The following is a 15,222-nucleotide window of genomic DNA, read 5'->3' as shown; positions in this document are numbered from 1 at the left end:
CTATCTTGACGCGCACGTCAACTGCTGCGATGGAGGTATCGACGAGAACCTGGTGAAAGGGAGCGGTGTCGGCGTCATACGGGGAGACAAGCCAGCAACCAATCGCGCCGGATGATCCGACCGGCGACATCGGTTCGGTGCTGGGTTCCGACGTCCGCGACGAAATAGACACATCGTCGGCCGTCGCCGAAGCGGCGGCAATGCTGGCCCGCGGCTCGGCCATGCTGGTGGTGAAGCGGGGCCCCAACGTCGGGGCGAAGTTCATGTTGAACGAGCCGGTGATGAACGCCGGGCGGCACCCCGCCAGCGACATCTTTCTCGATGACATCACGGTCAGCCGCAGGCACGCCGAATTCCGCAGCGAGAGAGGCGAATTCCGCGTCGTCGATCTTGGCAGCCTCAACGGGACCTATCTCAACCGCGGCGCCGTCGACTCTGCGGTGCTGACCAACGGCGACGTGCTCCAGATCGGCAATTTCCGGCTGGTTTTCCTGACCGCCCAGACGGCCTGACACCGAGGGGGATATTCGTGACCACTGGTCGGCGCCGACCGGGTTTCGGTGAACAAGGCGCTGCGCGGTTCACGACGCGCGGCTGGATCCTGTTGGACGGCAAGACCGTTGTGATCGTCCAGCCCGAAGCGCTGGTTCGCCGCGCCGATACGGCTGACAGTTCCGGCCCGGACCCGAATCGCCGGCGGCGCCCGCTGCGCGCTACTGCCTGACGATCGGCTCGGCGCGTAGCGTCTGACCCATGAGCGACTACGCCGCAGAGGCCGTGGACCGGCTGCCGTTTTCCACCGACGAGAAAGCGCAGCGCTACGCCACGGAGAACTACCGCGGGGCCGTGGGACTCAATTGGTACCTCACCGACCCCACGCTGCAGTTCACCATGGCCTACTACCTCAAGCCCGAGGAACTGCAGCTGGCCGAACGCCACCTGACGCGTATCGGTGAACTGATGGGCGGCCCGGTGGCGCAGTGGGCCGAGGAGACGGATCGCAACCCACCGCGGCTGCAGCGCTACGACCGGTGGGGACACGACATCAGCGAGGTGGTCATGCCGACCTCCTTCACGCAGTCCAAGCGGGCGGTCCTGGACGCCCAGCAGGCGCTGCGGACCGAGGCCCGCGAGGCGAAGACGAGCTCGTCGCTGCCCATGTTCGCGTCGAATTATCTGCTCAACCAAGCCGATATCGGGATGGGCTGCGCGTTGGGCACCGGCGGCGGCATGGTCCAGTCCTTGGTGGCCGCCTACGCGCCGCCCGATGTGGCCGAGCACGTGCTGGCCAAATTCGCCTCCGGCGAGTGGGCCGGCGAGACGGCGCAGCTGCTCACCGAACGCACCGGCGGCTCAGATCTGGGGGCGCTGGAGACCACCGCCACCCGGCACGGCGACGCATGGTTGTTGAACGGCTTCAAGTGGTTCGCGTCCAATTGCGCCGGGGAGGCGTTCGTCGTCTTGGCGAAACCCGAAGGGGCACCGGACTCTTCGCGCGGCGTCGCCAACTTCCTGGTGCTGCGCACCCGCCGCGACGGCTCACGCAACGGCGTGCGGGTCCGGCGGCTGAAGGACAAGCTGGGCACCCGGTCGGTGGCCTCGGGCGAGGTCGAATTCGTCGATGCCGAAGCGTTTTTGCTGTCCGGTGAGCCCACCGATGCCGACGCCGGGCCGTCGGACGGCAAGGGGCTGGGACGCATGATGGAGCTGACCAACGCCGCCCGCCTGGGCATCGCCTTGTTCGCGCTCGGTAACGCGCGGCGCGCCCTGGTGGAATCGCTGTGCTATGCCCGGCAGCGCCGGGCGTTCGGCGGCGCGCTCATCGACAAGCCCTTGATGCGGCGCAAACTCGCCGAGATGATCGTCGACGTCGAGGCGGCCCAGGCGCTGGTGTTCGACGGCACCGGCGCCACCAACCATCGTCAGCCGCGCAGCATGCGGCAACGCATCGCCGTGCCGGTAACCAAGCTGCGGGTCTGTCGGCTGGGGATCACCGCGGCATCGGATGCGATCGAAATCCACGGCGGCAACGGCTATATCGAAACCTGGCCGGTGGCGCGGCTGCTGCGCGATGCACAGGTGAACACCATCTGGGAGGGACCGGACAACATTCTGTGTCTGGATGTGCGGCGCGGGATCGAGCAGACCCGCGCGCACGAAGCGCTGCTGGCGCGGATGCGCGACGCGGTGTCGGTCGCCGACGACGGCGAAGCCACCCGGCTGGTCGCCGGCCGCATCGAGGATCTCGACGGGGCGATTACCGCGTGGACCAAACTCGACAGGCGGACGGCCGAGGCAAGGCTGTTCCCGCTGGCCCAATACATGAGTGACGTCTATGCCGGAGCGTTGCTCATCGAGCAGGCCGCCTGGGAGCGGGCCGCCCGCGGCGGCGAGCGTAAGGCCCTGGTCGCGGACCTCTACGTGCAGCGCTACCTCGCCGATCGCGGAGCGCTGCGCGGGATCGACGCCGACTCGGACGAGGCGCTGGAGCGCTTCGACGAACTGCTCGACGGCGCGCTGCGGCTTTAGGCAATTGTGTTGCCCGCGAAAGCGATAGCGGATGCGCTAGCGCTTCGCGATATCACCCATCGGGGGAGCGGCCGTCGGACGGCCGAGTTAGATCGGGATGAGCCCGTGCTTACGCGCCGTGCGGAACCACAGTTGCTTCTCGCGCAGCAGCTTCATCGACTTGCGCAGCAGCAGCCTGGTCTCGTGCGGGTCGATGACCGCGTCAATGAAGCCGCGCTCGGCGGCGGTCCACGGGATCGCCATGTTGAGGTTGTAGCCCTCGATGAAGTCCTTCTTGATCTGTTGAGCCTCGGGCGTGGTGGGGTCGGGGAACCGCTTCATCAGCAGCTGCGCGGCCCCCTCGGCGCCGATCACCGCGATGCGCGCGGTCGGCCAGGCGAAGTTGAAGTCAGCGGTCAGCTGCCTGGACCCCATCACGGCGTAGGCGCCGCCGTAGGACTTGCGGACAGTAATCGTCACCTTCGGCACATCGGCCTCGACGACCGAGTACAGGAAGCGGCCGCCGCGCTTGATGATGCCGTTCTTCTCCTGCTCGGCACCCGGCAGGAAACCCGGCGTGTCCACCACGAACACCAGCGGGACGTTGAACGCGTCGCAGAACCGGATGAATCGCGCCGCCTTGTCGGAGGCCTCGTTGTCGATCGACCCCGACAGGTGCATGGGCTGGTTGGCGATCACGCCCACCGGGTGTCCGTCGACCCGGGCGAACCCGGTGATGATGGCCGGCCCGTGCTGGGCGGCCACGTCGAGGAAGTCGCCGTCGTCGAAGATCCGCAACAGGATCTCGTGCATGTCGTAGGCCATGTTGTCCGAGTCCGGCACGATCGAGTCGAGCTCAAGATCGGTCGGGGTCGTCTCCGGCTCCAGACCTGGGTTGACGATCGGCGGCTCGCTGACGGCGCTCGACGGCAGGAACGACAGGAAGTCGCGCACGTACTGGAACGCGGCTTCCTCGGAGTCCACCACCTGGTGGATGTTGCCGTTGCGGGCCTGCGCGTCGGAGCCCCCGAGCTCGTCGAGCGTGACGTCTTCGCCGGTGACCTCCCGGATCACGTCCGGCCCGGTGACGAAGAAGTAACCCTGGTCGCGCACCGAAACCAGCAGGTCGTCCTGGATCGGCGAATACACCGCTCCCCCAGCGCATTTGCCGAAGATCAGGGAGATTTGCGGCACCAGCCCGGACAGCGCCTCGTGGCGGCGGCCCAGCTCGGCGTACCACGCCAGCGAGGTGACGGCGTCCTGAATCCGCGCGCCGCCGGAGTCCTGGATGCCGACGATCGGGCAGCCGACCATCGCGCACCATTCCATCAGCCTGGCCACCTTGCGGCCGAACATCTCGCCCACCGTGCCCTGGAACACCGTCTGGTCGTGGGAGAACACCCCGACCGGTCGGCCGTCGATCATGGCGTGCCCGGTGACGCACCCGTCGCCGTAGAGCGCGTTCGGGTCGTTCGGCGTCTTGGCCAGCGCGCCGATCTCAAAGAAGGTGCCCGGGTCGACCAGCGCGTGGATGCGGGCGCGAGCGCTGGGGATGCCCTTCTTGTCGCGCTTGGCGACGGCCTTCTCACCGCCCGGCTCTTTGGCCAGTTCCAGGCGAGCGTAGAGCTCGGCCAGCTTCTCGGCGGTGGTGTGCTGGATGGGAGCTGCCCCCGAAGCTGGCACGGTCTCCGTCACTACTTGCCCACCTCACTCGTCTGACTGGTTTCGGCCTCCACCTTATTCAGCACGTCGGAGAGGTGAGCACCGACCTTGCCGATGACCGGTTCGTCGATGGCCTGGATGTGCTCGCCACCGATCGGCACCACCTCGAGGTCGGCCACGTACTCTCCCCAGCCGCCGTCGGGCCGGCGGACCGCATATCGCGGCTCGAACTCGATGACGTCGTCGTGGTAGCGATCGGCCATGTACAGGGTCACGTGCCCGTCGTACGGCTCGATCTGGACGGTCTCGAGCGCCCGGTTGTCCAGGTAGGACGTCCGCTGGTGCTCGACGATGCCACCCGGGATCTGCACGCCGCTCTGCTGGACGACGTCCAGCACGAACTTGACCTGGCCCTCGTCGTCGAGCTCTTCGAGCTGCTCGTAGGGGATCGCGGGAATCTCCACGTTGAACGTGCGCTCCGCGAACTTCGCGTACCGGTCCCAGCGCTTGCGGGTCTCCTCCTGCGTCTGGGGGATCTCCTCGCCGGCGCGCACCGTGTCGATCATCCCGACGAAGCGCACGTCCTCGCCCGCCCGCTTCAAACCGATCGCGCAGGCGTAGGCCAGCGCGCCGCCGAGCGACCACCCGGCCAGGATGAACGGCTTGCCGGCGTTCATCTCCAGCAGCTTCGGCATGTACTGGGCGGCCCGTTCCTGGACGGTGCCCTCCACGCGCTCGAACCCGTACATCGGCGTGTCCGCGGGCAACCGGTTCAGCAGCGGCTCGTAGACCACGGTCGAACCGCCGGCCGGATGGAACACGAACACCGGGGGTTTCGAGCTGCCCTCGGGGCGTGCCCGCAGGGTGCGGACGAAGCCGTCGATCTGCCCGGCCTCCAGGTACTGGCGGACCTTCTCGGCCAGCGCCTCGATGGTGTCCGACGTCAGGACGTCCTCGGCGGTGATGGCGCCCTCGGCGCGCTCCGAGAGCCGCTGCGCCATCTTTTCCGCGGTGTCCCCGTCGAGCTTGGGCAGCGGGTTGAAGATGCCGCCCGGCGACTTGCCCGTGACGATCGCCCAGGTGGCGAAGGTGACCCTCTCGGCGGCATCACGCGGCGGCACATCGGAATTCAGCGCCTTGGACACCGCCTCCTGGCTGAGCGCCCCCGCGAGATCCGGCTTCGCGCCGTTGGTCACCGCGCCCTTCGGGCCGGACGGATCCGTCGGTGGTGGCGGGATCGTCGCGTCCGGCGCCGGCGGGGCCGGCTGCGTCTCCGGCTCGGCCTGCGGGTCCGGTGCGGGTGCGGCGGCCGACGTCGGCGTCGCCCCGCTGAGCAGCTGGGCCTGCTCCCGGGCGATCTCCTCGGGTGTCTGCGTCTTCTGGTGCTCGTGCAGCTGCTCGACCTCGTCGCGGTGCTCGATCGCGTACTCGATCAGCTTCTCGACGGCGTACAGGTTGGCGTCCCGCACGGCCGTCAATTGGATTGGCGGCAGGTCGAAGTCGTATTCGACGCGGTTCTTGATCCGCACCGCCATCAGCGAGTCCAGGCCGAGCTCGATCAGCGGCACCTCCCACGGCAGGTCCTCGGGCTCGTAGCCCATGGCCGCCGAGACGATCAGGCCCAGCCGCTCGCCGATGCTCTCGCCGGAGTCCGGCGTCCACCGGCCGACGCTGGACGGCAGGTAGCGGTTGGTCAGGCTGTCCGACAGCGTCTCGGCGTCGGCTTCCTCGGCGGGCGCCTCGACCGCGGTGGTCGTGGTCGGGGCGGCGATGGCCGCACCGGCGCCCACCGCGGTGGGCAACGCGGCCACACTCTGCCCGGCCCGCGACACCAGCGCGTCGTAGACCAGCGTGAAGGACTCGTCGATGCGGGCATGCACCTGCACCGCGGCGCCACCGGGGTGCCGGGTCATCGTCGTCACCAGCCGGGCGCCCGCGCCGGGCACCGCGCGCTGCTCGGAGGCCACCAATTGGGCATCCGAAAGGACTTGTGTCGCAGCGGATTTCACCAGTGCGGCCAGATCAGTCTCGCCGTTGCGCGGCGCGTACTCCCACACGTGGCGGCCGTCCGGCAACGCGACGTGGGTCCCCGGCATGATCACCGATCCGTCGCCGGAGAAGTGCACATCCAGCCAGTGCTCTTTGCGCTTGAACCGGGTCGGCGGGACGTTCGCGTAGTCCTCGGGACCCTGCGCCCGGCCGAACAAGGTGCGGATGTCCAGGTCGTGGCCGTGGACGTAGAGCTGGGCCATCGCCGAGATCATCGACTCGACGTCATCCTGCTTGCGGGCCAGCGTCGGAATCAGTTGGGCGTCATGCAGTCCCGCGGCGGCGGTGGTCAGGCCGATCTGCATCAGCGCCACCGGGTTGGGTGCGAGCTCCAGGAAGGTGGTGTGGCCGCTGTCGACGGCGTTGCGCACGCCGTGGGTGAAGTACACCGAGTGCCGCATGCCCTTGACCCAGTAGTCGACATCGTGCACCGGCTCGCCGCCGGGCTTGATGTAGGTGCCCTCGTGCACCGTCGAGAAGATCCCGACCGTCGGGCTCAGCGGGTGAATGCCCTGCAGCTCGGCGGAGAACTCACCGAGCAGCGGGTCCATCTGCGACGTGTGACCGGCGCCCTTGGTCTGCAGCTTGCGGGCGAAGCGGCCCTCGGTCTCCGCGCGGGCGACGATCGCGTCGATCTGGTCCGGCGGCCCACCGATCACGGTCTGGCTGGGTGCGGCGTAGACACACACCTCCAGGCCGGGGAAGTCGCCGAACACCGTCTTGAGCTCGTCGGCGGAGTACTCGACGAGCGCCATGAACCGGATGTACTCGCCGAACAGCATCGACTCACCCTCGCCCATGAGGTGCGAGCGCGACGCGATCACGCGGGCCGCGTCCGCCAGCGACAGGCCGCCGGCGAAGTACGCCGACGCCGGCTCGCCGAGCGACTGGCCCACCACCGCAGCGGGTTTGGCGCCGTGGTGCTTGAGCAACTCGCCCAGCGCGATCTGGATCGCGAAGATGACGACGTTGCTGGTCTCGATGCCGTAGTCGACCGAGTCGTCGAGGATCATCTCGAGCACCGAGTAGCCGCGCTCGTCCTGGATCAGCGCGTCGACCTTCTCGATCCACTCGGCGAAGACCTCGTTGCGCAGGTACAGGCTCTTGCCCATCTTGCGGTGCTGCGCACCGAAACCGGCCATCGCCCACACCGGGCCGCTGGTCACCGGCCCGTCGGTGCTGAACACGTTCGGCCGTTGCTTGCCCTCGGCGATCGCGCGCAGGCCCTTGATGGCCTCCTCGTGGTCGTGGGCCAGCACCACCGCGCGCGAGCGGCCGTGGTTGCGTCGCGACAGCGCCCGGCCGATGGATTCCAGCGACGACGCCTGCCCCTCCGGGCTCTCCATCCAGTCCGCGAGCTCGGCGGCGGCAGACTTCTTGCGCGACGTCAGAAACGCCGACACCGCGAGCGGGATCAGCGGCCTGGTCGGCTCCGACTCCTCTTGTGCGGCAAGCTCTTCCAGCGCGATCTCTTTGAGGCGCAGCGCCTCGTCGGTCACGCCCGGCAGCTCGTACTCCGGCTCATCGGCCTCGGAGGCGTCGGGGATGATGTTGCCGAAGTCGTCGAACCGCAGCGAGTGACTCTCCAGCGTGGGCGCCTCGGTCGCGTCGGCGGCCGGCGCGGCCGCGACGGGCTGCGGCTCGGCTTCGCGCTCGATGACGTCGCGGGGCAGCACCTCGCGCACCACCAGGTGCGCGTTGGCCCCACCGAAGCCGAAGCTGGACACCCCGGCCAGTGCGTAGCCGCCGTAGCGCGGCCAATCACTGGCGCTGTCAATGACTTTCAGGCGCATGCCGTCGAAGTCGATGTAGGGACTGGGGCCGGCGAAGTTGATCGACGGCGGCAGCTTGTCGTGCTGCAACGCCAGCACCACCTTGGCCAGGCTCGCCGCGCCGGCAGCCGACTCCAGGTGTCCCACATTGGTTTTCACCGCGCCCAGCAGCGCTGGGCGGTCGGCGGGGCGGCCCCGCCCGACGATGCGGCCCAGCGCCTCGGCCTCGATCGGGTCACCCAGGACGGTGCCGGTGCCGTGCGCCTCGATGTAGTCGACGGTGCGCGGGTCGATGCCCGCGTCCTTGTAGGCGCGGCGCAGCACCTCGGCCTGGGCATCCTGGTTGGGGGCGATCAGGCCGTTGGACCGGCCGTCGTGGTTGACCGCGCTGCCGGCGATGACGGCCAGGATCTGGTCGCCGTCGCGGCGGGCGTCGTCGACCCGCTTGAGCACGAACATGCCGCCGCCCTCGGAACGGGTGTAGCCGTCGGCGTCCGACGAGAACGACTTGATCCGGCCGTCGGGGGCCAGCACGGCGCCGATCTCGTCGAAACCGAGCGTCACCAGCGGCGTAAGCAGCGCGTTGACACCGCCGGCGAGCGCGACGTCGCATTCACCGTTGCGCAGCGCCTGCACGGCCTGGTGCGTAGCCACCAGCGAGCTCGAGCACGCGGTGTCCATTGCCACCGACGGGCCGCGGAAGTCGTAGAAGTAGGACACCCGGTTGGCGATGATCGAGCTGGCCGTCCCGGTGATCGCGTACGGGTGCGCGACCGTGGGGTCGGACACCGCCAGGAATTGGTAATCGTTGTTGGAGAAGCCGACGTACACGCCGACGGACTCGCCGCGCAGGCTCGACGCCGGAATCCGGGCGTGCTCGAGCGCCTCCCAGGTGAGCTCCAGCGCCATCCGCTGCTGCGGGTCGATGTTGTCGGCCTCGGTCTTGGCGACCGCGAAGAACTCGGAGTCGAAGCCCTTGATGTCCTTCAGGTAGCCGCCGCGGGTGCGGGCGGTGCCGACGCGCTGGGCGATGCGCGGCTCCTCGAGGAACTCCGACCAGCGGCCCTCGGGCAGATCGGTGATGGCGTCGCGGCCCTCCATGAGCGCCGCCCAGGTCTCGTCCGGGGAGTTCATATCGCCCGGCAGCCGGGTCGACAGGCCCACGATCGCGATGTCGACGCGCTCGGCCGGGCCGGTGCGGGTCCAGTCGGCGCCGTCGAGCTCGTCGTCGGGCACCTCGGGCTCGCCCTCGATGATGCGGGTGGCCAGCGATTCGATCGTCGGATGCTGGAAGGCCACCGCGACCGACAGGGTGACACCGGTCATGTCCTCGATGTCGGCGGCCATCGCCACGGCGTCCCGCGACGCCAGGCCCAGCTCGACCATCGGCACCGACTCGTCGATGTCGTCGGGCGATTTCCCGACGGCGCGGCCCACCCAGTTGCGCAGCCACTGACGCATCTCGGGGACGGTCATATCGGTCCCCTTGGCAGGCCGTGTGGCGGGCACCTCCCCGTCAGGGCCCGGGGTCTGGTTTTCGGGGTGCTCAGTGTCAGCCATGGTCCTCAGGGATTCAGTCAGTGGAGCTGGCGAAGGCCGTCGGGGACCCGACGCCGCTTCGCAGACTGCCGTCGAGGTAGGCCGCGCGGCAGGCGCGGTGCCCGATCTTGCCGCTGGAGGTACGCGGGATCGTTCCCGACTGCACCAGCAGCAGGTCGCGGACCGTCACGCCGTGGCGCACCGCGATCGCGGCCCGGATGTCGTCGGCGATGGGCTGGTAGTCCAGCTTGTGCGAGCCGGCGGCGCGCTCGGCGACGATGACCAGCTGCTCGGAGCCGTCGTCGGGGTCGTACTTGATGCCGGCGTGGGGGTTGTCGAACACTTCCTTCGGCAGCTGGTTGGCCGGCACCGAGAAGGCGGCCACGTAACCGGTGCGCAGCGCCTTGCTGGCTTCCTGCGCCGAGTACTCGAGGTCCTGCGGGTAGTGGTTGCGGCCGTCGATGATGACCAGGTCCTTGATGCGGCCCGCGATGTAGAGGTGGCCGTTGTGGTAGGTGCCGTAGTCGCCGGTCTTGACCCACATGCCGTCGTCGGGGGCGCCCTCGGCGTGGGACTGGCTGATCCGCGACTTGAGGATGTTGCGGAAGACGTCGTTGGTCTCTTCTTCCTTGCCCCAGTAGCCGATGCCCAGGTTGTTGCCGTGCAGCCAGATCTCGCCGATCTGACCGTCGGGCAGCTCGCTGGCGGTCTCCGGGTCGACGATGACGGCCCACTCGTCCACGCCGATGATGCCGGCGGATACCTGCGGAACGGCCTTCGGCGAATCGGCGGGCACCTCGACGAAGCGCTGCTTGTTCAGCTCGTCACGGTCGACGTGGATGACGGTGGGGGCCTCGTCCATCGGCGTGGTGGAGACGAACAGCGTCGCCTCGGCCAGTCCGTAGGACGGCTTGATCGCCGTCTCGCGCAGACCGTAGGGCGAGAACGCCTCGTAGAACTTGCGCATCGACGCCGGGGACACCGGCTCGCTACCGTTCAGGATCGCCTTGACGTTGCTCAGGTCCAGCGGCGGCTCACCCTCCTTGGGCACCCCGCGGACCGCGGCGTGCTCGAAGGCGAAGTTCGGCGCGACGGTGATGACCTCACAGTCCGGGGCGTCCTCGGGCTTGCGCGCCATCTCGCGGATCCACCGCCCGGGCCGGCGTACGAACGCGGCCGGGGTCATGAAGGTGAAGTTGTGACCGATCACCGGTGACAGCAGCGCGGTGATCAGCCCCATGTCGTGGAAGAACGGCAGCCAGGACAGGCCGCGGTCGGCCTCCTTACCTTCCAGGCCGTTGAGCACCTGCAACACATTGGTGGGCAGGTTCAGGTGCGTGATCGCGACGCCGGTCGGGGTACGGGTGGAGCCGGAGGTGTACTGCAGATAGGCGATGGTGTTCTCGGTGGCCTCGGGCGGCTCCCAGGTGGATGCGACCTCGTTCGGCACCGCGTCGACGGCGATGACGCGGGGGCGCTCCTTGGCCGAACGGGCGCGGATGAACTTACGGACGCCCTCGGCGGCCTCGGTGGTGGTCAGGATCGTCGACGGGGTGCAGTCGTCGAGCACGGCGTGCAGGCGGCCGACGTGACCGGGCTCGCTCGGGTCGAACAGCGGCACCGCGATCCGGCCGGCGTACAGCGCGCCGAAGAGGGCAACGAGGTAGTTCAGGTTCTGCGGGCAGAGCACGGCGATGCGGTCTTCGGGCTGCGTGACTTGCTGCAGCCGGGCGCCCACGGCGCGGTTGCGGGCGCTGAACTCCGACCAGGAGATGTCGCAGGCGACGCCGTCGCGCTCGGTGGAGAAGTCCAGGAACCGGTAGGCGAGCTTGTCGCCGCGAACCTTGGCCCATTTCTCAACGTGTTTGACCAAGTTCGTGTTGTCCGGGAACTTGATCTTTCCATTCACGATGAACGGGTTGTGGTACACCATGCCGCTCTCCTGTCGCACCTGTTTTCGGTCGGCTCGGCCGACGCTTTGTTCCTAGGTCGGCTCCGCCGACGGTTTCGTTCTCAAGCCGGCTCGGCCGACGGTTACATGTCTACGCGCACACCGCACCTCGCACCGCACCCCGCTGGGGAACGCCGGTGATGTGCCAGCCCCAGCCGGCATCGACCCCGACCGGGTGCGCGCCAAAGGTCCGATAGCTCTTAAATTCCTCTTAATGTTACGGGGCTGCCTACGGCAGACCAAATCACAAGGTACCGCTGATCTTCATCGGCGACCGCTTCCTACCCCTTGTGTCCCACCGCCCCGGTCATCCGTGTTTCGGTTGTGGCGCATTTGCGATCAGACCGTGAGCCCAGTTGAGCGTCCAGTCGGTCGCGGGTGCCCCGTCGATGCTCCAGCACTGCGTCGTGGCGTACAGCGCGTGTACCGGCTGACCGGCGCCGCCGGCCAAGGTGTTCAGCGTGGCCGGCAGGTTGGCGATGCTGAACGCCTCCTCCGGAGCGGCGCAGATCAGGTCGCCCGGCGCGCAGATCTCGTTGGTCTTGCCGTTGAGGTCGCCGAAGCCGCCGGGGCGCGGGCCGGTCATGGTCAGACCCATCCCGGACAGGATGGGCACCTCGTGCAAGGTGACCTCGGCGCCCTGCCCAGGCGGGTTGGGTCCGATGTCGTTGCCGACCCCCATCTGGCGACGACCGTCAGCGATCAACGTCACACCCAGCACCAGGTCGTCATCGACGGGTCCGCGGCCGTTGCCGATATCGCTGGCGATGTCGCCCGCGATCACCGCGCCCTGCGAGAAACCCATCAGCACGTAGCTGGTCAGCGGGCACTTGGTGTTCATGTCGGTCATCGCCTGCACCGTCGCGCGCGTGCCCTCGGCCCGGCTGGCGTTGTAGGACATCTGCGTGTCGCCGCTCAGCGGATTGTGGAACTGCGCGGTGTAGGGCGTGGTGTACGACTGCACCCGCGACGACGGGAATTGCTGGGTGAGGCTCGCGGTCACCTTGTGCAGCAGCGCGTTGGGGAATTGGACGGGGTTGGCGGGGTCGTCCTGCACGGCGGACTCCCACGTCCCGGGGACGTTGACCAGAAACACGTCCGGGCACGACGCGTCCTGAGAGGCGGGTCGCGGCTTGTGCGGGTGCGTCGTCGTCGACGACGGGGGCAGGACCCCGGGCGGCACCGCGCTGGGCTCCGACTGGTGGCCGCGCAGCAAGGTCACCGCCGCCAGGATGCCCAGGAAGACGACGGCGGCGACCGACAGAGCGGCGATCCACGCGAGGGTGCGTTGGCGCTTACGCCGCGCGCTTTTAGCCATGTTCTCCTGCCAGCAGAGTCGGTGGATCGCAGCTACGCGGTCCTCCCGACCCCTGCTGCACCCCTACACGGTACCGGCTCGGCCGAACGGGCCAGTCGGGCAGCGAGCCGCTAGCGGATCGCGCCGACGATGTCGCCCGACATCGCCCCGAGCTGCCCCGACCACGAGCCCCAGCCGTTGTCGCCGCCGCCGGGGAAGTCGAAGTGGCCGTTGTGGCCGCCGTTGCTGCGGTACTGCTGATAGAACTCCCGCGAACTGCCCATCGCCGCGCCGGCCTGGCCGATCATCGCGGCGTCGTCGCCGCCCATGTTGGTCGGGCTGTAGACCCAGACGCGGGTGTTGTTCTGCGCCAGCAGCGAGGCGTGCACGTAGGGGTCGTGCCACTTCCACCGGCCCAGCTGCGGGGCGCCCCACATGCCGTTGCCGTCGACGCCGCCGAACTGCTGCAGGCCGGCCAGGATCGCGCCGTTGTAGTTGGTGCTCGACGGGTAGAGGAAGCCGGACAGCGAACCGGCCATGCCGAACCGGTCGGGGTGGAAGGCGGCCAGCGCCATGGCGGCGTAGCCACCCTGCGAGGCGCCGACGGCGGCGTGCCCGCCGGGCGCCAGGCCCTTGTTGGCGGCCAGCCAGTCGGGCAGCTCGCTGGACAGGAAGGTGTCCCACTGCTTGCTGCCGTCCTGCTCCCAGTTGGTGTACATGCTCCACGCGCCGCCGGCCGGGGCCACCACCGAGATGCCCTTACCGCCGAGCGTGTTCATGGCGTTACCGGCGGTGACCCAGTTGCTGACGTCCGGGGCCGCATTGAAGGCGTCGAGCAGGTAGACCGCGTGCGGGCCCCCGGCCATGAAGGCCACCGGGATGTCGCGGCCCATCGCCGCCGACGGAACCATCAGGCTCTCGTAGCCCGCCGCCCTGGCTTTGCCGACGGTTGCGGCGGTCTGCAGCGCGAAGGCCAGCCCGACGGCCAGCACGGCTACGCAGAACACCCGGAAAAGCGCCGACATACCCCGCACGACCGTCATGTCCACCCTCCATCGTGTAGTCGCTGAAAGCACATTAGCCAGGGCCGTAGTTCCCCCGCGCGCCGGGTAGTGAAACACATCACACGCGCCGCGAACGACGAGCGGCGGAAACCCCGAAGGGTTCCCGCCGCTCGTTCGTACTGCTTGGCGTGTTTAGGTGCCCTGGCCGTTACCGGCGTTGGTGGCCGCGGCCGTGGCCGGACCCGCACCCGGGGTGGCGCCCAGCACCGACTGCAGGTCAGGCTTCATCGCCTGCAGCTGCGCGCCCCAGTAGGGCCAGTCGTGGGTGCCGTTGGCGTCGAAGTTCCACACCGCGTTCTGGCCGCCCGCGGCCTTGTAGGCGTCCTGGAACTTCAGGTTGCTGGTCCGCACGAAGCCCTCGAGGAACTTCGCCGGCAGGTTGTCGCCACCCAGGTCGGACGGCTTCCCGTTACCGCAGTACACCCAGATGCGGGTGTTGTTGGCGACCAGCTTGCCGACCTGCAGCGACGGGTCGTTGCGCGCCCACGCCGGGTCGTCCTTCGGGCCCCACATGTCGGCGGCCTTGTAGCCACCGGCGTCACCCATGGCGAGGCCGATCAGCGACGGGCCCATGCCCTGCGACGGGTCCAGCAGCGCCGACAGCGAGCCGGCGTAGACGAACTGCTGCGGGTGGTAGGCGGCCAGGATCAGCGCCGACGAACCGGCCATCGACAGGCCGACCACGGCGCTGCCGGTCGGCTTGACCTGCTTCTGGCTCTCCAAGTACGAGGGCAGCTCGCTGGTCAGGAAGGTCTCCCACTTGTAGGTGACGCAGCCGGCCTTACCGCACGCGGGCTTGTACCAGTCGGAGTAGAAGCTGGACTGGCCGCCGACGGGCATAACCGTCGAGATGCCCGACTGGTTGTACCACTCGAACGCCGGGGTGTTGATGTCCCAGCCGTTGAAGTCGTCCTGCGCACGCATACCGTCGAGCAGGTACAACGCGGGCGAGTTCGGGCCACCGCTTTGGAACTGAATCTTGATGTCGCGGCCCATTCCGGCGGACGGAACCTGCAGGTACTCCACCGGCAGACCGGGGCGCGAGAAGGCCCCGGCGGTCGCCGAGCCTCCGACGGCGCCAATCAGGCCCGAGAGCAGCGCCGCACCAGCGGCCGCCACAACGAGCCGGCGCGGCATACCCGCCACGGCGCCGCGCAATCTGTCGACAAGCGTCATCCTTGCTTCCTCATCCTTCTTGCAGCCCTCGGCGCATTTCACCGACCGGCCACTTTCTTGATTGGGTCGAACTGCCCGCGCGCGGGCGCGGCAGTGCTCGTGTAGTCAACCACACGTTGTGCCATTCGGTCGCATCGAGGCGCGGTCGCCAACAGTCGAGCGACCCTCCTACCCAGCGCTTTTCAATTCAAACATGTGTCTAAA

Annotated in this window: 8 protein-coding genes; 2 read left to right on the top strand and 6 right to left on the bottom strand. The window is 68.5% G+C overall.

Annotated elements, in window-relative coordinates:
* Positions 1–65 precede the first annotated feature (65 nt).
* Together A5708_RS04420 and A5708_RS04415 are read left to right on the top strand one after the other, a co-directional pair.
* On the top strand, positions 66–512 hold the full coding sequence (locus tag A5708_RS04420) for an FHA domain-containing protein (protein ID WP_065027459.1): 447 nt from the start codon (positions 66–68) through the stop codon (positions 510–512).
* Positions 513–753: 241 nt separating this feature from the next.
* Positions 754–2,529 carry an acyl-CoA dehydrogenase family protein gene (locus tag A5708_RS04415; RefSeq protein WP_065027458.1) on the top strand — a complete coding sequence of 592 codons (1,776 nt, stop codon included), beginning with the start codon at positions 754–756 and terminating at the stop codon, positions 2,527–2,529.
* 87 nt (positions 2,530–2,616) lie between these two features.
* Here the strand turns inward: A5708_RS04415 and A5708_RS04410 are convergent, their stop codons facing one another.
* From A5708_RS04410 to ag85A, 6 genes are all read right to left on the bottom strand, one after another.
* Positions 2,617–4,191 carry an acyl-CoA carboxylase subunit beta gene (locus A5708_RS04410; protein ID WP_155765897.1) on the bottom strand — a complete coding sequence of 525 codons (1,575 nt, stop codon included), beginning with the start codon at positions 4,189–4,191 and terminating at the stop codon, positions 2,617–2,619.
* A gap of 11 nt (positions 4,192–4,202) precedes the next feature.
* Positions 4,203–9,467, bottom strand: coding sequence for a polyketide synthase Pks13 (pks13, locus tag A5708_RS04405; protein ID WP_196772530.1), 5,265 nt, complete (start codon positions 9,465–9,467; stop codon positions 4,203–4,205).
* A 97-nt stretch (positions 9,468–9,564) separates the two neighbouring features.
* The gene (gene fadD32, locus A5708_RS04400; protein WP_065027455.1) at positions 9,565–11,463 is read right to left on the bottom strand and encodes a long-chain-fatty-acid--AMP ligase FadD32; all 1,899 of its coding nucleotides are present in this window, start codon (positions 11,461–11,463) and stop codon (positions 9,565–9,567) included.
* A 325-nt stretch (positions 11,464–11,788) separates the two neighbouring features.
* Positions 11,789–12,799, bottom strand: a complete 1,011-nt coding sequence (locus A5708_RS04395; protein ID WP_065027454.1) for a cutinase family protein — start codon at positions 12,797–12,799, stop codon at positions 11,789–11,791.
* Positions 12,800–12,909: 110 nt separating this feature from the next.
* Positions 12,910–13,812, bottom strand: a complete 903-nt coding sequence (locus A5708_RS04390; protein WP_065027570.1) for an esterase family protein — start codon at positions 13,810–13,812, stop codon at positions 12,910–12,912.
* A 162-nt stretch (positions 13,813–13,974) separates the two neighbouring features.
* A complete protein-coding gene (gene ag85A, locus A5708_RS04385; protein WP_065027569.1) occupies positions 13,975–15,018 on the bottom strand; it encodes a diacylglycerol acyltransferase/mycolyltransferase Ag85A in 1,044 nt (347 codons plus the stop codon).
* Positions 15,019–15,222 lie beyond the last annotated feature (204 nt).

The organism is Mycobacterium colombiense, assembly GCF_001672755.1.
In the GTDB taxonomy this organism is placed as follows: Bacteria; Actinomycetota; Actinomycetes; order Mycobacteriales; family Mycobacteriaceae; genus Mycobacterium; species Mycobacterium colombiense_C.
Note: the sequence above shows the minus strand (reverse complement) of the source record. Positions and strands in the feature narration are given on the sequence as shown.